Origin of the sequence: Flagellimonas sp. (assembly GCF_965222555.1) — a bacterium.
Lineage (GTDB): Bacteria > Bacteroidota > Bacteroidia > Flavobacteriales > Flavobacteriaceae > Flagellimonas.
On sequence record NZ_CBDCUG010000004.1, the window covers coordinates 349,355 to 369,986 of the forward strand.

General features: G+C 38.8%; 16 protein-coding genes. 5 read left to right on the forward strand and 11 right to left on the reverse strand.

What is annotated here, in order from left to right:
* Window positions 1-2 precede the first annotated feature (2 nt).
* From ACOQO1_RS05985 to ACOQO1_RS06020, 8 genes are all read right to left on the reverse strand, one after another.
* Complete coding sequence (locus ACOQO1_RS05985) at window positions 3-1,172, reverse strand: DUF4249 domain-containing protein (RefSeq protein ID WP_420601956.1); 1,170 nt, start codon at window positions 1,170-1,172, stop codon at window positions 3-5.
* Between the two features lie 30 nt (window positions 1,173-1,202).
* The gene (locus ACOQO1_RS05990) at window positions 1,203-3,977 is read right to left on the reverse strand and encodes a TonB-dependent receptor (RefSeq protein ID WP_420601957.1); all 2,775 of its coding nucleotides are present in this window, start codon (window positions 3,975-3,977) and stop codon (window positions 1,203-1,205) included.
* Complete coding sequence (locus ACOQO1_RS05995) at window positions 3,977-4,726, reverse strand: hypothetical protein (RefSeq protein ID WP_420601958.1); 750 nt, start codon at window positions 4,724-4,726, stop codon at window positions 3,977-3,979. The genes ACOQO1_RS05990 and ACOQO1_RS05995 overlap by 1 nt, the downstream gene beginning before the upstream one ends.
* 199 nt (window positions 4,727-4,925) lie before the next feature.
* The gene (locus ACOQO1_RS06000) at window positions 4,926-7,319 is read right to left on the reverse strand and encodes a penicillin acylase family protein (RefSeq protein WP_420601959.1); all 2,394 of its coding nucleotides are present in this window, start codon (window positions 7,317-7,319) and stop codon (window positions 4,926-4,928) included.
* An 80-nt stretch (window positions 7,320-7,399) separates the two neighbouring features.
* Window positions 7,400-9,379 (reverse strand): cytochrome c biogenesis protein CcdA, encoded by a 1,980-nt coding sequence (locus ACOQO1_RS06005; RefSeq protein ID WP_420601960.1) that lies wholly within the window; start codon window positions 9,377-9,379, stop codon window positions 7,400-7,402.
* Window positions 9,376-10,683, reverse strand: coding sequence for a tRNA lysidine(34) synthetase TilS (gene tilS / locus ACOQO1_RS06010; RefSeq protein WP_420601961.1), 1,308 nt, complete (start codon window positions 10,681-10,683; stop codon window positions 9,376-9,378). The genes ACOQO1_RS06005 and tilS overlap by 4 nt, the downstream gene beginning before the upstream one ends.
* 21 nt (window positions 10,684-10,704) lie before the next feature.
* On the reverse strand, window positions 10,705-12,006 hold the full coding sequence (locus ACOQO1_RS06015) for an anthranilate synthase component I family protein (RefSeq protein ID WP_420601962.1): 1,302 nt from the start codon (window positions 12,004-12,006) through the stop codon (window positions 10,705-10,707).
* A gap of 6 nt (window positions 12,007-12,012) precedes the next feature.
* Complete coding sequence (locus tag ACOQO1_RS06020; RefSeq protein ID WP_420601963.1) at window positions 12,013-12,546, reverse strand: NADPH-dependent FMN reductase; 534 nt, start codon at window positions 12,544-12,546, stop codon at window positions 12,013-12,015.
* 128 nt (window positions 12,547-12,674) lie between these two features.
* Here ACOQO1_RS06020 and ACOQO1_RS06025 point away from each other — a divergent pair, with 128 nt between their 5' ends.
* Window positions 12,675-13,868 carry an acyltransferase family protein gene (locus ACOQO1_RS06025; RefSeq protein ID WP_420601964.1) on the forward strand — a complete coding sequence of 398 codons (1,194 nt, stop codon included), beginning with the start codon at window positions 12,675-12,677 and terminating at the stop codon, window positions 13,866-13,868.
* A 188-nt stretch (window positions 13,869-14,056) separates the two neighbouring features.
* Here the strand turns inward: ACOQO1_RS06025 and lpdA are convergent, their stop codons facing one another.
* Entirely contained in the window at window positions 14,057-15,460 is a 1,404-nt protein-coding gene (gene lpdA / locus ACOQO1_RS06030; RefSeq protein ID WP_420601965.1) for a dihydrolipoyl dehydrogenase, read from the reverse strand.
* Between the two features lie 168 nt (window positions 15,461-15,628).
* On the opposite strand from lpdA, the gene ACOQO1_RS06035 reads away from it, so the two are divergent.
* The 4 genes from ACOQO1_RS06035 (at window position 15,629) to ACOQO1_RS06050 (ending at window position 19,602) form a co-directional block, all read left to right on the forward strand.
* Window positions 15,629-16,678, forward strand: coding sequence for a helix-turn-helix domain-containing protein (locus ACOQO1_RS06035; protein WP_420601966.1), 1,050 nt, complete (start codon window positions 15,629-15,631; stop codon window positions 16,676-16,678).
* Between the two features lie 94 nt (window positions 16,679-16,772).
* Complete coding sequence (locus ACOQO1_RS06040) at window positions 16,773-17,372, forward strand: hypothetical protein (RefSeq protein ID WP_420601967.1); 600 nt, start codon at window positions 16,773-16,775, stop codon at window positions 17,370-17,372.
* The gene (locus ACOQO1_RS06045; RefSeq protein WP_420601968.1) at window positions 17,373-18,692 is read left to right on the forward strand and encodes an NTP/NDP exchange transporter; all 1,320 of its coding nucleotides are present in this window, start codon (window positions 17,373-17,375) and stop codon (window positions 18,690-18,692) included.
* On the forward strand, window positions 18,673-19,602 hold the full coding sequence (locus tag ACOQO1_RS06050) for an aldo/keto reductase (RefSeq protein WP_420601969.1): 930 nt from the start codon (window positions 18,673-18,675) through the stop codon (window positions 19,600-19,602). Before ACOQO1_RS06045 ends, ACOQO1_RS06050 begins: the two co-directional genes overlap by 20 nt.
* 6 nt (window positions 19,603-19,608) lie before the next feature.
* Here ACOQO1_RS06050 and ACOQO1_RS06055 read toward each other — a convergent pair whose 3' ends face one another.
* Both ACOQO1_RS06055 and ACOQO1_RS06060 read right to left on the reverse strand, forming a co-directional pair.
* Window positions 19,609-19,998: a hypothetical protein gene (locus tag ACOQO1_RS06055; RefSeq protein WP_420601970.1), complete on the reverse strand. Its 390-nt coding sequence runs from the start codon at window positions 19,996-19,998 to the stop codon at window positions 19,609-19,611.
* 107 nt (window positions 19,999-20,105) lie between these two features.
* Window positions 20,106-20,564 (reverse strand): Lrp/AsnC family transcriptional regulator, encoded by a 459-nt coding sequence (locus ACOQO1_RS06060; protein ID WP_420601971.1) that lies wholly within the window; start codon window positions 20,562-20,564, stop codon window positions 20,106-20,108.
* Between the last annotated feature and the right edge of the window lie 68 nt (window positions 20,565-20,632).

Consider the following 20,632-nt stretch of genomic DNA (forward strand, 5'->3'; position numbering starts at 1 on the left):
AATCATTCCGTCCAAAATTCGGGAGCTTGGTTGCTTCCTAAAACGGTACAGTCCCCACATTCCCGTGGAACTACCAGATAAGGACCTTCTTCAAACGGAGGGTCATCATTTACATTTAGGTAACTGACCTGATTTGCCTCTACCATAGCACTCAAAACACAACGTGCCCCCCCCTGACTTATTAATTTAGGGGCAATTGTCATACATGGATTAACATAATCCGGAAGGTCTTCCCCTGGATAAAAATCATCATAGTTGAAGAAAATCCTCTTTTTGGAAACTGCACTTACCTCGAAATACCCTAATACTTTTTCATCTTGGTTCTCCTCTGAAAAGACATTTCCGACCAAAAATCCAGGTTGACTTTCCGAAAAAATGCTTTCAGTACTGGAGAATTGGTCCAATGAACTGAAGTAGGAAGCGGCATCATTGGACTGGGTATATTGAGTGACCTCTATGCTATAGCGATGGGATATGATATAGTTGTTTCGATCCATAAAACGGACCATGAACCTTTGTACCCTATTTTCATTCAAATTTTCTGTATTCGTCAAAATAATGCCCGTAGACCTATCGTTGGCAAAGCATATCCTATTTTGCACTGTCTTGGGAATAACATCAACCCCACAATCAATACCGGTACTTAAAAGATCAAAATCGTTCCATTCCGGGGCAATGACCTTATAAGTCTCCTGGTATTCGTAACGGAAGTTTTGGGAATTGCCCGTGGCATCAAAACTGTCCACGAAAATTGCAATGCCGTCTTCTCCCAAGCTACTGGTAATCCTGTCAGCATAAACGCTATCCAATGCCACTGCCTGAGGCAAGGAAGTACTTTGGGAACTATAATTCGAACCTTCCCTAGTGGTAACCTTCAATGTATAGCTACTTCCTGGTTGAGCGGCAAACTCCTGTTGAGACCTATACTCACCAGGGTTTGTTTCAACAAAGAGAATTTCATTGGTTTCATTCTCAATGACTTTGACAGATGCGCCTGATACCGTTTCAGGTTCTTCCTCAAAGCCGTAGGTATTGGAAAGGTAGATGGCTTGTAATCCCATTTCATCCGTTATGGTGGCATCTATTACCAAAGTGCTCAAAAATTCATCAGAATCCACTTCAAAAGGGTCAACGCACGAAGAAGTTAATGCTGCCGTGAAGACCAATACCATTAATATGTCCTTTTGAGCCAGTTGCACCTGTTAAAACTTGAAATTATATGTAATAGTTGGCACAGGAATCGAAAATATGGAGCTTTGATATGCTTTAATATCTCCATCCTCGGTAACAAAAAACACGGAATACGGATTATTTCGTCCCAATACATTATAAATGGAGAAGCTCCAAAAACTATGGGCAAACTTTTTGATCTTATGATTTCCTTCCATGTTGAAGCTCAAATCCAACCTATAATAATCTGGTATCCTAAACTTGTTTCTATCACTGTAAAAAACAAACTCAGAATTATTGAAGGAGAAACTTCCTATAGGAAAAGTAACTGGCCTTCCGGTTTGGTAAACAAAATTGGCCGAAGCACTGAACCTTCTGGTAAACTTATAATTGGCTACCAAACTTATATCATGTGGCTTATCAAAGTTTGAAGGGAAAAATTCACCGTTATTTACACGCTCCTCATTAAACTCACTGTCCAACTTCACAAAAGAACGTGAATAGGTATATCCCAACCAGCCATTTAACCTGCCTTCGTTTTTCTTCACTAAAAACTCAACTCCGTATGCTTTACCATCTCCTTGCAAAACCTCTGTCTCAATGGCTTCGTTAAGCAGTAGTTGTGCCCCGACTTTATAGTCCAAAAGGTTTTTTTGTTGTTTGTAATACCCTTCCAGACTCAGCTCATATTTGTTGCCTTCAAAGTTTTTATAAAAACCCAATGAAGCTTGATAGGCTTCCTGTGGTTCAATGTTTAGGTCTGATAATTTCCAAGTATCCGTTGGGGAAACGGTTGTGTTATTGGATAGCGTATGAATATACTGATAGGCATTGTTGATACTCGCCTTAACCGAGAAATCCGGTTTAATGAAATATCGGGTCGAGAGACGTACTTCAGGGCCTCCGTAGGTTTCAATGACCTCATTCTTATCAAATTCTTGGGTCTCTACAAAAGTTCCGCTATTTCTGGGTGCATTGTCTTGGTATATACGCTGGGAAGAAGCTCCAAGTGCGGCATAAAAGGAATATCTCAGACCCATGTCTATCAGCAACTTGTCATTAACCTTATAACTGTCCGATAGAAAAATGGCCGATTCCAATCCACGTTCTTCAGGTATCGTCAAAGCGGTTACATCCGAATCCAAGCCAAGGGGTACAATATCACCAGGGTTTACTATATAAAGTTTACTGGACAAGCCATAATCAAACTTATGTTTGTCACTATGAAGATATTTCATCTTTAGTTTGAACTCCGTTTCGCTGTTTTTGTAACCAAGGTCAAAATCGTCATTGGATTCGCCATCAAACTCAATTCCAAACTTATACTCGCTATTGGAGAGGATAAGACTTCCTGTGGTCTTTCCACTAAATTTATGGTCCCATTTAAGAGACACCAATCTGTTGCTATAATCGTAAATGGAATCCGAAGTAATACTAAACTCATCACGACTGAAGTATCCAGTTGCCTTTATTTCGTTGTTCTCATTTATGGTATGATTGTATTTGGCAACTACATCGAAAAAGGAGGCCGTGCTGTTGTTCAATTGTTCATCATCCAGTGAGCGCAATATCCAATCCGAATAAGTGGCCCTTCCACCAACCAATAAAGCAGATTTATCCTTTACAACCGGAGTTTCCAAAACAATATTACTGGTAACCGGTCCTATGGATGCCTCGCCTGCAAATTTTTGCGTATTCCCATCCTTAGTGGTAATATCAAAAACCGAGGAAAGCCTACCTCCAAATTCGGAAGGGACATGGCCTTTATAAATTTCCGCAGTACCTGTACTGAAAGGGTTTATAGCCGAAAAAATACCAAAAAAGTGAGAAGGGTTATAAATAACCCCATTGTCCAGCAGTATTAAATTCTGGTCGGTTCTACCCCCACGAACGTTATATCCTGCCGCACCTTCACCAGCCGTAGTTATTCCCGGTAGGGTTATCGCTGCCTTAAGGATATCTCTTTCTCCAAGCACCAATGGGATATTTTTGATTTTTTCCACCTCAATAAGTGTTACCCCCGTAAGCGCGGTTTCCACGTTCCTATCAATATTGCCCTGCACCACAACTTCATCCAAAACCTCAAAACTTTCATTTAATTGGAAATTATAGGTGCCATCATTATAAAGTACAACCTTGGTCCTGGAATCTTGGATACCCAATCCTCTGGTCTGGATAATATTTTCACCAACAGGCAATTCAACACTATAATTCCCATTTGCATTGGTCGATGTTCCTATATCTTTTCCCTGTACAATAATTGCCAAGTCAGGAATGGGCTGTCCTTTGGTATTTACCACTTTACCTGAAAGTGTGAACGTTCTTCTCCTATTGTTTCTGTTTTCTTTACCAATTCTAACTACCTGCAATCCCCTATTTGCGCTATCTTCATCTGTATTTACGAACAATGGTCCCAAATCTTGGAGTTCATCGTACCCCGGCTCATCATCCACAATCTGATCTTCTACTTTTCCAAAGAAATCTTCGGGCAGGGTATCATAAATTTGATTGTTCTGCAACAGGAATATTTTTCCATTATCCGCTATGTAGAAGTTGAGTACGGTCTTCTTGAAAAGATCATCCAAAATCAGGCTTACCTGGGTGTTCTCATAACTTCCTGAAACTTTTATATCTTTCAACCATCCCTCCAGATAATAGAACTTATATGGGGTTTTGCTTTCTATTGTATCAAGCGCTTCCTTAATATCAACATTTGTGAACGTCACCGATATTTTCGGAATTTCTTCTTGCGCAATAAGACATTGCATGCTTATCAAAAGCATGGTCACGGTCAAAATTTTTCTCATTATTCTGATTGGTTTGTGTTCTGGGATAGTAGTATATCTATTCGTTTCATAAGACTAATTAGAAAACCATTTGGGTTTGATTTTCTTAGTCCCCTGGCCACATTGTAGAATTTATCTATTTCCTTTTTAAGATCTGGAAACAGTGTAACAATATCTTTTTTGGATTTGATAATGTAATATGTCCCATCATACAATAGGACATTTTCACTGGGACCTTCCAAAAATTCATAATAGAGCGATTTCCTATCTTTTCTTTCAAAACTCTTTTTCACATATTTGGTATACAGCGTAAAAGTTGAGCTTTCCATTGCTATTTCATAAAACCCATATGAATTCAGTAAAGGAGCATCTTTGGGCTGCAGTTTAATAAATCGGCTGCCTCCAATTTCAAAACTGTCCAAATACTCTTTGATTAATTGAACAGTTCCTCCTCCTGCTTTTGTAATCAATTTAAACAGCACTTCATCACCGTAAACATCATACTTCAAATCAAGGTCATAATAACATTGTCCATCATAACAGACATTACCTTTTTGAAAGTCTTTTGTTTTAAAAAATTGATTTTTTTCATTTATGGTCCTATACTTTTCATCATAAACAACTCCTTGGTATAGACCAGTATTTTCAATCCCGATTCGTTGGTCAAAAGAATTATAGTATTCTTCCTGAGCTACCTCTTGGCCTTTGGCGCACAGGCAACATCCTAAGACCAAAAATGGCACTAAAGTATTCCTAAAAAAAAATGTCATAAATGAGTTATGTTATGTCAGGGATTTGACAATGATTATTTGAACTAGCTAGACCTAAAATACTATTTATAATTGTTAATTTTAATCTTATGTTAAAAATTAAATGATCCTCATTAATTCTTATAAAAAACAATGGATATTCTTACTTTTTAACTAAAATTAACAAGTTATTTTCAATAGATTGTAATGTGATTGAAGTCTAATCCTTGGTAAGTTTTAGTACAGATTCTGCATTACGTTCGATCTCTTCCCTATTCATCATCATTTTACGGAATTTTCCATTTACAAAAAGTTCAGCCTGGTCTTTGTAATGTTTGCTAAATGGATTTCCAGATTGTCCTGTGGGCAGGATACTTATGCTGTTCTCGATATCTGAGAAATCGATGATCCGACGGGTAGAAGGGCCAGAATTCACCTTATAAAACCCAGTGCTATCGTATGGGAAGGCCATATTATTGATAACTTCTCTAGTGCCATTGACGGGATAAGGACCAACATTGAAGAATTTTCTAAGGGACTCTACTTGACCTATTGGGTGTTGATGCTCCAAAGTATGTACTCTGTTCCAAGTCCATTGCTTTGGGTCTGGTCCCAAATCGTTCACTAAGGAATTCCAAGCATCTGCGAAAGATTTTAGGACAATATCACTTCGTGTTTCCACTTTGTCCTTAGTGAAAATGTTGTCCCACCATTTACCGACTCCCATTTTGGCACCCCATGCAATATGCCGTTTTAGCAAATGTGTACCCATAAATTGGTCAAACTGTTCTTTACCCAATTCATCTTCAAAAGTATTTTTGAGCACGTAGTATTCACATCTGTGATATAGTGTAGGGTTTGTGCTGTCCAAGGTATAAGACCCATCCCAATTTTTCAGGGCATCAATCAAAACCAACTGTTCTTCCGCTAGGTGGGAAACATCCAGAAGTTTTATGAGCTCTGTGATCAGGGCTGGATTAATTGAGGAGGTAACATCAAGTGTCATTTCAGCAACAGATTCTTTGTCCCAATCATTTTTACCATCCAATAATTGTACTATTCTCTTTGCCCTGTTTTCCGGCAAGTAATACCCTGGGTACACCATCCCTGAAATTGAATCGGGTTGGTTATTTGCCGAATACACATAATACCATGGCGGATTAATGGCGCTAGGGTTTTCAGAAAAATCCAAATAACGAATGGGCTCTTCTTTTCCTGTTTTTCCGTTGAGCACAAACTTGGTTGATATACTATCGGGCATCTGATATAGTTTGGCCGCTGCCCACCAAGCCACATTCCCAGAAGCATCGCCATACATGACATTTAATCCCGGAGCATGAATCTTTGGCAATGCACTTGTAAACTCCTCAAGGTTTTTTGCATCACTGATTTCGTAAAGGGCATCTAAAACCTCGTTTTGAGGTTTGGTATATATCCAAGACATGGCAATGGGCTCTTCGGTAGTAATTTGTTTGGCAATGTTGTTCAATACCGGACCATGCCTTGTCTTTTTATAGGTAAAGGAAATGGTCTCTTCATCCTTGACCTTAATCTCTTTGGTTACATATTCATAATCCTCAAACCCAAATTCTGTTACATACCTTGTGCTATCTGTGGGATGTGTCTCCTCCAGATAAAAATCTATGTCATCGTTCTCGAACATTGTCAAGCCATATGCCAAATTTCTGTCATGGGCAAGAACAGGAAAAGCAACACCCGCAAAGTGATATCCATATTTTTCATAATTGGGCGTACTTATATGGGCTTCATACCAGACCGAAGGCTGTGCAAACCCTATATGGGGATCGTTTGCCAAAATGACCTTTCCGCTTTTTGTTTTTTCAGGAGCGATCACCCAGCTGTTGCTTCCTTCAAATAATGGTAATGAAAGCTGTTCCAATGCCCTGGTAACATTTGCAGTAATGTCTGTGCCAATGGAATCCGCTTTACTATTCTTATAATTCTTAATCCAAACGGTAGAAGTGTCTGAATCAATCGCCAGTTCCCTTATATATTCATCTCCAAGTTGATTCCTTATGTTTGTTAACAACGGGTCAGTCTTGTGGGCCATGGCAAAACTGAAAGCCATATAGCCAATGGCATTGTAACTATCCTCAAGCGAAAAGGGTTCCTTTTTCAACCCTGTAAGGTAAAACTCTATAGGAGTTGGCCCCTTTTCTATAAATTCATTGACACCTTCCAGATAAGCATTGGACAATCGAACCATCTCACTTTCCATGTTCAGTTCAGAAATGGTTTTTGACGTATAATCGTCTATACCAAGTGAAAGAAAGAATTTATCCGTTTCCACCAAATCTTTTCCAAAGACTTCAGAAAGTCTTCCTGTGGCAACCCTTCTTAATAATTCCATTTGCCAAAGACGATCCTGGGCATGCACGTAACCCAAGGCATGAAATGCATCTGCTTTATTTTGGGCATAAATATGCGGGATTCCATAAGTATCGTAAAAAACATTGACCTCACTTTCAAGCTTGGGCAACATTTTTTTTCCTTCGTAATCCGGTTTAAGACTACTGATAATTATTATGGAACCAATGAATAGAATGAACAATAGGCTGGCAAGCACTATGAGTACTTTCTTTAACTTCTTCACGGGGGTCTTGGTTAAGTTAATTAGCTCAACTAAGTTAACTATTTTTCCAAGAAAGGAAAATTTACCCGATGAACTCTGTACTATTTGTTCATGGAAAGATGGTACTTTTCCAAACCTGATTTCAGCCATCTTTCGTAAACATCAATGTCTACATATTGCACGGCATCGTTCAAAATTTCCAGGTTTGGAGAAAGAAGCACATAATATGGCTGGGAAGCTGCATTGAAGTTAATGGTCTGGAAAGTGCCCCATTTTTGCCCAATGGTCTCAATGGCCTTAATTCTTCCTGAATCATACTGAAAGTCGAACTTTTCTGAATCGGGAAGCTCTTTTCTATCATCCACATATAAAGAAATAAGGACATATTCATCCTTCAGCAGCGAATAGATTTTTGAATCGCTCCAAACATTTTCCTCCATTTTTCTGCAATTAACGCAGGCCCATCCGGTAAAATCCAATAGAATAGGTTTGTTCACCTCTTGTGCGTAGGCAACGCCTTCTTCGAAATCCTTAAAACAATCCAATCCTAGAGGGCAATCACTTTCAGTTTCGGTTACGCTATAAAAATCTGGTGGAGGAAATCCACTTAACAACTTCAAGTTGGTAAAGTTCAATAAGCCCAAAATTAAATAGATGCTAAAAGCTCCGCTTAACAATCCAACCAACTTTCTAGCAGGGGAAAGTTTTTGTTTTGGTCCATCGTGTGGAAATCTGAAAACTCCAAAAAGATAAAGGGTGGTCAACACAAAAAGTATGATCCAAATTCCCAAGAAAATCTCTCTTTTAAAGATACCCCAATTACCAACCAAATCGGCATTGGAAAGGAACTTGAAGGCGAGTGCCAATTCCAAAAAACCTAAAACCACTTTTACCGTCGTCATCCAACCTCCAGATTTGGGCAAGGAGTTCAACCATGCGGGAAATAACGCAAACAAAGCAAATGGCAGAGCCAAGGCCAAGCCAAAACCTACCATCCCTGCTGATAAGTTTACGGCAACATTTCCTTCGGCTAGGGTTGTGCTCCCCAAAAGTCCACCCAAAATGGGGCCGGTACAGGAAAATGATACAATAGCCAAGGTAAGTGCCATAAAAAATATGCCCAGTGCCCCACCTGCCTTGGAAGAGGCTGCATCCATTTTATTGGCCCATGAACTTGGCAGTGTCAGTTCGTAATAACCGAAAAATGAAAAAGCGAAAAACACAAAAATGACAAAGAATAGCACATTCAACCAAATATTGGTTGCAATGGTATTCAGTATTTGTGAATCAACAGAATCAAAAACGTGGAAAGGTAAGCTCAATAAAAAGTATATGAGTACAATAAAAAGCCCATATAATATGGCATTTATTATTCCTTTAGATTTCTGCTGCGATTGTTTTGTGAAAAAAGACACCGTGAGGGGAATCATTGGAAAAACACAAGGGGTCAATAGGGCAATCAGCCCTCCTAAAAATCCCAACCCAAAAATCATCCATAGGTTAGATTTGTCTTTGGCTCCATTTAATCCACCTTGATTTAGAAGCTCCTTGTTCTTTAAATCCAGTTTTAATGCGCCACTTAAAATCTTGCTGCGTTCATCTAATTTTTGTTCTGAAGCAACAAAGGCATTGCCATCCAACGAAATCTGAAACAATTCATCTTTTGGGATACATACTTCCTTACAAATCTGATAAAACAGATTGACCGAAATCTGCTTGACCTCGGGTTTCAGCAGTTTTATGCGCTGTTTGAAAATCGCCTCTTTTTTAAAGAAGGTCTCTTCTACTTCAAAAATCTCACTGTATTCCTTAATGGTTTCACTTTCTTCTGTACTACCAATCAGTTCATAGTCCTCTCCTACTTTTTCAAAAGTAAACTCGCTTGGCAAAGAACCTCCCTCTGCTGTATATTGGGAGTATACATGCCACCCATCTAGAATTTTTCCCTTAAACACCAATTCATACTCGGTGTCCGATATCTTTTTCACCTCATGACTCCATAAAGCCGGGTTATCCGCAGATTGGCCTTGCATGGTCAAGATGGTAAAGAACATTCCTAAATACAGCAACAAAAATCTCATACTGTTAGCGTAATTTTTAAAATGGTTTTGGTTGAGTCATCAACTTTAAAGCGTTCGTCCTGCCTCTTGCCCATTACCCAGACAATATCATTGCCTGAACATAACAACCATTGTTTTTCCTTGGACAAAACATCCATTTTTTCATCCTTGAAAAACTTGGAAAGCTTTTTCTTCCCACGCATTCCAAAAGGATAAAAATAGTCGCCTTTTTCCCAATTCCTTAATATTAACGGATAGTTTAACTTTTCCTTATCTAAAAAAACCACATTTTTTAAGGCTTCATCTATTGATTTCACCTCCTCAATCTGTAAAGGAACAGGGGTTTCAATACTGCTATTTTCTTCTGAAATAAGATAAGTTTCTTTATTCCCAAGCTCCATCTTGGACAAGAATAAATGTTCCCTGTCCTTTAACAATCTATGCGTTTTTGAGTGTACTTCCTTCCCGCTCATTGCAGTCAAAAGCTGTTTAACATCATTCCATTCCGTAAAACCATATGGCTTGAAAAGCTGGTACAGATAGGCTTCAACTGGTTGTAATTCCAGCAAATGCCCAATATTTATCTTAAACCTATCACCTTCTCTTTTGAACAAATCTTTCTTAAGCTGTGCAATATACTGTGCAACGATTGTACCGGTCTGATGCAAATGCGATTGTGTTTGTTTGAAATTTTCCAAAAAAGTAGGATGAAGCTCTTTCAGTCGCGGAACAATTTCCAATCGTATTTTATTGCGGAGATATTTATCATCCTGGTTACTGCTATCTTCCCTCCATTTCAAATTTTCCTTATGGGCATAGGCTGAAATCTGATTTCTGGAGAAACTCAATAATGGACGAACCACTTTGTCATTTTGAGCGGGAATCCCTGTGAGGCCATCCAACCCTGTGCCTCTAGAAAGGTTTATCAAAAAAGTTTCCAAACTATCATCGGCATGATGGGCTGTCAAAACATAATCAAAACCCTTATTGTCCATTAATTCATTAAACCAATGATACCGAAGTTTCCTGGCCACCATTTGTATAGAACCTTTGCCAAACTGAACCTGTTCCTGGGTATTAAATGACTTTACTTCTATTTCTGTTTTAAGGTCATTGGCAAGGTTACGGACAAACAACTCATCCCCATCACTTTCTTCTCCCCGTAAATTAAAGTTGCAATGGACCAACGTAACATCCAAATCAGATCTTACTGATAAATGGGCAAGAACGACACTATCCAATCCACCGCTGCAAGCCAGCAACAATCGCTTTCCTTTTAAGAAGGAAAAGTTGTTTTGAATATGTGTTTTGAAGCGTTCCAACATGTTGCAAAGTAACAATAAACATTAGGTCCCTTCCAAAACACTACGCATTGCTTTTGCTTTGAGCAGACATTCTTGGTATTCTTTTTCAGGATCCGATTTTGCCGTTATGGCTCCTCCCACGGAAAAGGAAACATACTTTTTGGTAGCGTTATACAGAATGCTGCGAATGACCACATTAAAATCAAAGTCCCCCGAAGGGTCAAAATATCCCACTGCTCCACTGTAAAGTCCTCTTTTGGTTTCTTCCAATTCCTCAATAATCTTCATAGCAGAAATCTTGGGAGCACCTGTCATGCTTCCCATAGGAAAAGTTTCCTTTATAATCTCTACTGGGCTTTTATCCTTTGAAACTTTTGAAACTACCGTCGAAATCATTTGGTGAACCTGTTCAAACGTATGCACTACACATAGTTCTTTAACTTCAACGCTTCCTTTTAACGCACTCTTGGAAAGGTCGTTCCGGACTAAATCTGTAATCATAATATTCTCCGCTCTTTCCTTCGCATCATTCTTCAAGCCAACCTTGTTCGCCTCATCTTCCATTTTGGTCGTTCCTCTGGGAGCGGTACCTTTTATAGGCTGCGATATAACAGTTTGCCCTGCTTTTTTTAAATAACGTTCTGGTGAAGCACACATCAAATACTTATCCTCCATTCTTAGGAACGCGGCAAACGGAGGTTTGGAAATGGTGTTGAGATTCTTGTAGGTTTCAAAAGGGTTTATTTCTGTATCCTCCGCATAAAACTCCTGACAAAAATTTGCCTCATAAATATCCCCACGGTGAATATGCTCCAAGAACCTATGGGCTTTTTCAAAATAGGCATCCTTATGAATGCGCAATTTTATACGCACGGACTGATGCAACTTTGTTTTTTCTTCTTTTGAATCAGCAATCTGGCATATTTGGTCAAAATCTTTTTGTATTTCATCAGCAGCATCTTCCAGATATAAAAAGTTGATTTCCCGTCCTTTAATTGTAATTATCTTATCTGGTTGAAAAAAATGAATCTTGGAAAAACCAAGACCATCATGGTTGTCGGAAACCAAATCCTCCAACTCATTTTTCAAGTCATAGCTAAGGTATCCGAAGAGCCAATCTTGTTTTTTACCGACAAAAAACTCCAATTCATCGATGTTTTTAACCTCAAAACCAGACTTATCGGTCTGTCCTGAAATCGCCAAAATTGCATCAAAAGAACCATATGCATCAGAATGCTCATTACTATCCAACCAAACTATTTTGTTATTAGGTTTTGACCATTCCAACAAAGCCAGTTTGAACTTTTGGATAGATTGTACAAGGAAAGATTGGTGCTTGCGCAATAGCTATTACTTTAATGATTGTAAAAAGATGTCCAAGGCTTCTTGATGTTGTTGTTTTAATGAGGCATCGGTTATGTCATTTTCATCAAAATTATCATAGAATGACGGCAGGGAGAATTCGGACACAATCTCAGCACCAAATCTTGGTAACATATTTTTAACCACTTCCAATGCGCCAATCCCACCTCTTTTCCCAGGGGAAGTTGACATTAGCAACACCTTTTTGCCTTCTAAAAACTTTCGCTCAATTCTTGATAACCAATCCAATACATTTTTAAAGTATGCAGACGGATTACCATTGTGCTCATTAACAGAAAGTACTATGGCATCAACCTTTCCAATATCATCCTTTAGTTCCACCAAAGAATTGGAATAGCCCTTCTCCTTTTCTTCATCCTCACTAAACATGGGAAAAGGATATCCGGCCATATTGAGCAACCTAACTTCATGCCCTTCGACCAATGATGTTGTATGTTTTACAAGCTTATAATTAACGGAAGTTGAAGAATTGCTCCCTGCGAATGCTAAAATTGCTGCCATATCGTAAAAAAATGATTGTTTGGCTAAAATACCCCAATTGCGTAATACATGCGAGTATTTTGTCTAATTTTGCCCTGCAAAACATCCAAACTTGCTGTTAGGCAAGTATATAGGATAATTATTTGCAAATGAAAGCCAAGACCAACAGATTATTCTTTATTGATGCAATGCGTGCCTGGGCCATTTTAATGATGCTTCAAGGGCATTTTATTGATGGGCTGTTAGATCCTATTTTTAGGGATAAGGAAAATATGGTTTTTAACATCTGGCTCTATTTTAGGGGTATTACGGCTCCCGTTTTCTTTACAGTTTCTGGTTTTATTTTTACGTATTTGCTGATACGCGTTCCTCAAAAAGGGTTTGATAACCCCAGAGTGAAAAAGGGCATTAAACGTGGCCTGCAATTATTGTTGATAGGGTATTTATTGCGAATGAACCTTTTTGGACTACTAAATGGTCATATTTATGATTCTTTTTATCTGGTTGATGTCTTGCACTGCATAGGACTTTCCATTTTAGCAGTAATTGGGGTTTACCTCTTGACCATACAAAAGAAGAAATATCTCTTCCCAGCACTGCTTTTGAGCATTACCATACTGCTATTCTTGTTTGAACCTTTATACAAACAGTGGTCGTTTTCGTTTTTGCCAGAAGCCATTGCCAATTATTTTACCAAGTCCAATGGGTCAGTCTTTACCATAATTCCATGGTTGGGCTACGCCACTTTAGGAGGCTTTATTTCCATTCTTTTTACCCGATTTAAAGACCAAAAATATTTATACGCCATTGCCATTGCAACAGCAACACTTGTAGGATACTTGTTGATTTTCCACTCTTCAAACGGATTTGTTTTCCTTCATAGATTAACCGGAATAGAGTTGTTTAAACTCATTGAAATGAACAACTATCTGTTCATTAGGTTGGGCGATGTTTTTGTGGTCTTTGCAATTTTTATGTTGCTGCGCCAATTCATGACGAACAAAACAGTATTGAACATAGGCGCAAGTACACTTTCCATATACGTTATCCACTTTATCATTTTATATGGAAGTTTTACCGGTTTGGGACTCTACCGCTTTTTCAACCATTCCCTAAATCCAATGGTGGTCATTTCGGGGGCTATGTTGTTCATGATTGCCTGTACATATTTGGCTTTAAAATACAACCAACATGAAACCGAAGTGAAAACCAATATTTCGCTCGGGATCAACTACGCAAAAAACAAAGGAGTGGAATTGTATTCGACAAGTAGGCCGATATTCAAAGAAATTCTGATAAAAATAAGGCTCTTTTTAAGCAGGGTTTTTAAGCCTGCCAAATAGAGCCCTACCAATACTTTGTAACTTACGAAACAACTCAAAATCAACATTAATGTTGATTTGATTTATTTGTCAGGTCGAGCGCAGTCGAGACCTTTTAAAAAAAACTGTGCTTTTATTACTTCTCGACTGCGCTCGAAGTGACAATTATTCTTTTCTTGGAATAGCTACACAAATAATACTATGTCAAATTAAATATGCACAGCCCTATCGTCAGTGGCTGCCAATGCTGCCTCTTTAACTGCTTCGGCATAGGTTGGATGGGCATGACTCATACGGGCAATATCCTCTGCAGAAGCTCTAAACTCCATCGCCGTAACGCCTTCAGTAATTAAATCAGCGCAACGGGCACCGATCATATGGACACCCAAAACCTCATCCGTGGACTTATCAGCCAATATTTTTACAAATCCATCTATATCCATGCTCGCACGGGCCCTGCCCAAAGCACGCATAGGAAACTGACCAACTTTGTACTCCACACCGGCCTCTTTAAGCTCTTCTTCGGTCTTACCTACAGCTGCCACTTCTGGCCAAGTATACACTACTCCCGGAATCAGATTATAGTTGATATGTGGTTTTTGTCCAGCCAATAGCTCAGCAACCATGGTTCCTTCTTCTTCGGCTTTATGCGCCAACATAGCACCACGGACTACATCGCCAATAGCATAAATATTGGAAACATTGGTCTGTAAATGGTCATTGACCTCCACTCTACCCCTATCGTCCAATTTTACTCCGGCAGCTTCCGCGTTCAATCCATCTGTATAAGGTCTACGTCCAACAGAAACCAAGCAATAATCCCCTTTAAAAGTGACTTCTTTTCCTTTTTTATCATCGGCCTTAACCACAACCTCATCACCAATACGCTCAACCGACTTTACTTTATGGGACAGGTTGAACTTCATTTTCTGCTTCTTCAAGGATCGTGTCAACTCTTTGGAAAGTCCGCCATCCATACCCGGAATGATTCGGTCCATAAATTCTATGACCGTAACCTCAGCACCCAAACGTTTATATACCTGACCCAATTCCAAACCAATTACCCCACCACCGATTACAATCATGTGCTTTGGAACTTCTTTTAGTGCCAATGCTTCGGTGGAAGTGATGATTCGTTCCTTATCTATTTTAATAAAAGGAAGTGATGATGGTTTAGATCCGGTGGCAATAATGGTGTGCTTTGCCTCTATGGTCTCGCTTTTTCCATCTTTATCAATATTGATATGTGTAGCGTCTTTAAAACTTCCCAGACCTTCGTATACATCAATCTTGTTTTTATCCATCAAAAACTGGATGCCCTTGGTGGTTTGGTCCACAACTCCCTGCTTACGGGATATCATTTGCTTTATGTTGACCTTAATCTCACCGGGAATATCAATTCCATGCTCTTCAAAATGCTTTACGGCATCTTCATAGTGGTGCGAGGAATCCAAAAGTGCTTTTGAGGGTATACAGCCTACGTTTAGACAAGTTCCTCCCAAAGTGCTATACTTTTCAACGATTGCAGTTTTCATTCCCAATTGTGCACAGCGAATTGCCGCTACATAGCCTCCAGGTCCAGACCCGATCACGGCCACATCATATTGATTCATATCTATTTATTAACGATATTATTTAGTTCGAAAATCTTAACAAAAGTAACAATGTTTATCCGAAAAGACCCTCTTCTTTTTGTATTTGATTTAGTCTTCGTGCCGATGTGCTAAGGCACCTCAAATTGGATATGTCGAACCTATTCAATTTCTGATTACATTTGGATTATGCGTCTATGGAGACTAAACAAAGAAGTTGAAATTTTTATTGCAGGAATTGGCGCTGCACAGAGCCTTCTGATGGCCTTTTTCAGTTTTTTTGAACGAAAAAAGGATTTTAGAAACCTTCTGCTTTTTGTTTTTTTTCTGGCCATTACCATCCGCTTGACCAAATCAATCCTCTGGGTTTATTTGGATGTCACACCTCTTTGGATGCTCAATTTGGGATTTATGGCCCATTCCATTTCTGGTCCTGCCCTATTTTTGTATACACTTCATTTCTTATATCCTAGAAAATGGGCATCATGGAGTCTTTTGCATTTTTTGACTGGTCTAATTTTGCTTTTCTATATTGATTCCCTTTCATTGGAAGAGTTTTGGTATGAAGGCGGTTATTCAGTACTACTATTTCACCAAGTAGGCTATAGCTTGACTTCATTGTTTCTTTTGAGCAAATGGTTATTGCAAAAAAATCAAAATGAACAACTGCAGCGCACATCCATTATTTGGATTATTGCTTTGGTGTTGGGTACTGCTATTTTGCAATTCTTGTACTTTTCAAACTATATTCTTGGGATAACACCTTATCTACTTGGTCCTATTAGCTATCTCCCTTTCATTTACTTTCTGGCATTTTTACTTTTTAAAAATCCATCCCTTCTTAAAAATAACACTGCTAAAAAGAGTCAGAACATACGATTGACCCAACATGAACTCCATGAACACGGAAGTAAATTAGAGGAATTTATGCAGGTCCAAAAGCTTTATCTGGACACTAATTGCACTTTGGACATGGTGGCCAAACAAGCTAAATTACCGGCATATATGGTTTCGTACATTCTTAATAATGCCATTGGGAAAAGTTTTCCAGATTTCCTGAACAGTTACAGAATTGAAGAAGTAAAAAAAAGATTGTCACATCCGGATTATAGGCATACAAAAATTGCAAGTATCGCTTATGATTGTGGGTTCAACACGCTATCTTCATTTAATATTGCATTCAAAAAAACTACTGGAATTACCCCATCCCAATTCCAAAAAAACCATCGCAGCACTTAGCATTTTATAAATCCATCAGATTGATTTGCCAATTTTAAACTAAACGAAAAGGAGAAGTATTAACTAGTAAGCTGTTAATACAAACCTTTTCAAGATGAACTATCAAAAGTCAATTCAGTTTTTATTCGTTCTATTTTTTTCCTGCACCTTATTTTCCCAAACCAAGGAGCAAAAACCATCTATTAAAGATTTGGATTTTCTAATTGGTACTTGGGAAATCCAATTTGAATTTTACAATACATACCATCCAGAAAAAGGGGTTTGGTTTACTGAAAAAGGAAAGCAGGTCTGCTACTACGACCTTGACCTAAACGGAGAACCCCGATATATTATATGTAAAGGTGAGGTTACAAGTGATAGCGGAAGGTTTAAAGATAGAAAGAGAACTTTTTTAGAGGCAATCCGATATGGAAATTTTGTGGACGGGTTTGAGCGTGTGGGCCTTTATAGCAATTGGCCCGGTACGGCCAAGGAACGTTTGAGTTACGACTCCATTTCAAGAGTTATGACCATTGAGGGTGAGTTGGAGGTTAGAAATGGCAAAGAACGTTATGAGGACATTTATTCATTTGACCAAAATCATACTTCGTATACAAGAAAAAATGTGGCAAACTTCCCAGATATGCCCATTACCAAATTCAACCTTACCGTAAAGGGAACCGGAAAAAAGATATCATCCAAAAATCTTGATTAGTTGGTCAGTTCAAAAGCGCCATACCATTCCAAAGGGAACAATACCCCAATAAAGAGCAGCCAATTAAAAATAGTGGCCTGTTCAGCAATCTATTTTTTCTGTTTGTTGTGTTCCTATTTTATTCTGAGGCCGCTTCGTGATGAAATGGGAATAGTAAACGGCGCCATAAATATGCAATGGCTATTTTCTGGGACTTTTTTGGCAATGCTTTGCATAGTGCCTCTTTTTGGTTTTCTGATGTCCAGAAATTCGATAAAAAAGGTCCTTCTCTTTTCCTACTCGTTTTGCATTGGCAACATTTTATTGTTCTATATATTATTTGAATTTTTTGGAACCACAAGAAGCATTGCTATTTCGTTCTTTATTTGGTTGAGTGTGTTCAATCTTTTTGTGGTCTCCCTGTTCTGGAGTTTTATGGCCGATGTTTTCTCCAGCAAGTCCTCCAAGCGCTACTTTGGCATTATAGCTTCTGGTGGCAGTCTTGGCGCACTGACCGGTCCGGTAATCGCCAACAGATTAAACCATATATTCTCCATAAGTTCACTCTTGTTGGCCGCAGTCTTCTTTTTGATAATCGCCCTGATCTGTATCAGGATTATTCTTAAGCTATCCAACAAACCTGCTCATTTCAATAAGACTTCCAAAAACATCCAACTCAGCACCAAGGTATTGTTTGAGGGTATTCAAAAGATAATTAAGTCTTCATACCTTAAGGGTATTGTCGGATTTATTCTCCTTTACACCTCCATTTCCACAGTGCTTTATTTTGAACAAGCACATATTTTGGAAAAGACACTGGTCAACAGCGCACAACGCATCAGTTATTTTTCAAACATCGATTTCACTGTAAACGCAATTGCAATCATAGGTCAGTTCTTTTTCACAAGTAAAATCATAAAGAAATTGGGATTGTCCATTGTTTTGGCCTCTATTCCCCTATTCATGGGGTTTGGGTTGTTGGTTTTGGGTCTAAATCAATCTTTAATCACCGTTGCAATTTTATTGGTGATTCATCGCTCTGGAAATTTTATGCTGTTGCGTCCAGGAAGGGAGATACTCTTTACTGTTTCTTCCTTGGATGAAAAATACAAGGCCAAGAATTTTATAGACACTGCCGTTTATAGAGGTGGTGATGCCTTAGTAGGTTGGATTTTCGCTGGTTTCTTTACCCTTGGATTGAGTCTCGGGGCTATCGCGTTTTTAGCAGTACCCGTTGCATTTCTTTGGAGCCGTATAGGCCGAAAATTAGGAAAAGAACAGCAACAAAAAGAGAATGTCTTAACTTTAAATGAAACCATATATGAAAGCAATGTACAATAGAAGGGAACTCATAAAACTATCCTTACTAGGAGGGATTGGACTGTCCTTCCATCCCTATTTAGAGACATTCTCGGCAAGTAGCAAAATTTTAACCAGAGCCATTCCAATTACTGGTGAACTATTACCTGTTGTAGGATTGGGTACTTGGCAAACATTTGACGTGGAAAGCTCCAAGCAGCAACATGCAGTTTTGAGTCAAGTGCTTACGGAGATGCATCGATTGGGAGGTACAGTAATTGACTCCTCCCCCATGTACGGCAGCTCTGAAAAAGTTGTGGGGGGCTTAACCAGTAAACTCAAGTTTAAGGATGACCTGTTTTATGCCACCAAAGTTTGGACATCTGGCAGGGAAGTCGGTATACGACAAATGGAAGCTTCAATAGCCAAAATGCGAAGAAAAAAAATGGATTTAATCCAAATCCATAATCTGGTGGACTGGAAAACCCATGTAAAAACATTGCGAGAATGGAAAGATCAGCAAAAGATCAGGTATTGGGGCATTACACATTATGTGGATTCGTCCCATAGCACATTGGAAAAAATCATTAAAGCTGAAAGACCAGATTTTGTCCAGTTCAACTATTCCATTCGGTCAAGGCATGCCGAAAATTCATTGTTCGATACCGCCAGAAAACACAAAACTGCAACGATAATAAATCAACCTTATGAAAGTGGTTCCTTATTTCGATTGGTTAGAGGAAAACAACTTCCACAGTGGGCCAAAGAACAGGACATAAACAGTTGGGGACAGTATTTTTTGAAGTTTATCCTATCCAATGAGGTTGTCACCTGTGTAATCCCCGGCACCTCAAAACCCCACCATATGATAGACAATATGGGTGCTGGTCATGGCAAAATGCCCAATGTCAAACTAAGAAACAGAATGATTTCCTATATTAAATCTTTGTAGGCGATTCTAAACGGGGGCCAGCGGGAATTTTACCGCTCCGTAGCATCCAATCCAAAGTCCGGCCAAAAGTGATAGGTTCATTCCTGTCTCAAACCAAATTGGACCGCTCCACTGACCACAAAGTACCGCAAAGGACATTTTCCCGACGATAAAAAGTGAAATGAAAAAATGTGGCCAATGGTTATCTCTGACCACGATGAGTGAAGCAATAAAGCCAGCCAAAACTGCAGATGCAAAAGTGGCAAGGCCTCCAAAAGCTAAATCACTACTAGACGATGTGCAATAACTCAGTCCATCAAAAATGATGTCTTGTGACAAGGTTGTGTAAAGTACCAGGGACAGCCCGCCAATGACGGTTGCCAGTATCGTGAGCAAAGCTCGTATACGCGAATTCATTTGTAAAAAGGTGTTTTTTGATTGTAGTTTGTTTCTTGATTGACCAAAATTTAGGAATATCGCTCCAATGTCGATTCCTTTTTAACACCGTTTTACGTTAAACTTTCTTAAATGCTTACCGCAGTACTATGCTTCACTTCCTTTATAGTGAAAGAACTTTGGGTGCTTCCAATATTGTTAATAGCAGTAAGTTTGGTTACCATAAATTCCCGATATTTCTTCATGTTTTCCACGTTGACTTTTAAAATATAATCGTAATCACCACTTACATGGAAGCACTCTGAAACTTCTTCCAACTTTAGGATTTCCCGTTCAAACCGAAGCACATTCTCCTTGGTATGCTGTACCAATTTAATATGGCATAACACAGTAAAATTCCGTCGTACCTTTTCTTTATCCACCAGTGCTACGTAGTCCGTAATAACCTGGTTCCGTTCAAGACGGCGAATTCGTTCATAAACCGCTGTTTTAGACAATTGTAAGCTGTCCGCATATTGTTTAGTGGTCTTTTTACAGTCTTCCTGTAATAGTTTTATCAATTGTATATCCGTATTGTCCAACTCCATTCCGATTGTTTTTCCGTTAGTCTCTATAAACACATTAAAATTATGAATTTTATTCTATTAAATAACAA

Excerpts from the sequence above, each read along its gene's own strand:
- ACOQO1_RS06025 (WP_420601964.1), top strand. The coding sequence starts at position 12,675 with ATGAAAGCCAAGACCAACAGATTATTCTTTATTGATGCAATGCGTGCC.
- ACOQO1_RS06050 (WP_420601969.1), top strand. The coding sequence starts at position 18,673 with ATGAAAGCAATGTACAATAGAAGGGAACTCATAAAACTATCCTTACTA.
- ACOQO1_RS06060 (WP_420601971.1), bottom strand. The coding sequence starts at position 20,564 with ATGGAGTTGGACAATACGGATATACAATTGATAAAACTATTACAGGAA.
- ACOQO1_RS06005 (WP_420601960.1), bottom strand. The coding sequence starts at position 9,379 with ATGAGATTTTTGTTGCTGTATTTAGGAATGTTCTTTACCATCTTGACC.
- ACOQO1_RS05985 (WP_420601956.1), bottom strand. The coding sequence starts at position 1,172 with ATGGTATTGGTCTTCACGGCAGCATTAACTTCTTCGTGCGTTGACCCT.
- lpdA (WP_420601965.1), bottom strand. The coding sequence starts at position 15,460 with ATGAATCAATATGATGTGGCCGTGATCGGGTCTGGACCTGGAGGCTAT.
- ACOQO1_RS06035 (WP_420601966.1), top strand. The coding sequence starts at position 15,629 with ATGCGTCTATGGAGACTAAACAAAGAAGTTGAAATTTTTATTGCAGGA.
- ACOQO1_RS05990 (WP_420601957.1), bottom strand. The coding sequence starts at position 3,977 with ATGAGAAAAATTTTGACCGTGACCATGCTTTTGATAAGCATGCAATGT.
- tilS (WP_420601961.1), bottom strand. The coding sequence starts at position 10,683 with ATGTTGGAACGCTTCAAAACACATATTCAAAACAACTTTTCCTTCTTA.
- ACOQO1_RS06040 (WP_420601967.1), top strand. The coding sequence starts at position 16,773 with ATGAACTATCAAAAGTCAATTCAGTTTTTATTCGTTCTATTTTTTTCC.
- ACOQO1_RS05995 (WP_420601958.1), bottom strand. The coding sequence starts at position 4,726 with ATGACATTTTTTTTTAGGAATACTTTAGTGCCATTTTTGGTCTTAGGA.
- ACOQO1_RS06055 (WP_420601970.1), bottom strand. The coding sequence starts at position 19,998 with ATGAATTCGCGTATACGAGCTTTGCTCACGATACTGGCAACCGTCATT.
- ACOQO1_RS06020 (WP_420601963.1), bottom strand. The coding sequence starts at position 12,546 with ATGGCAGCAATTTTAGCATTCGCAGGGAGCAATTCTTCAACTTCCGTT.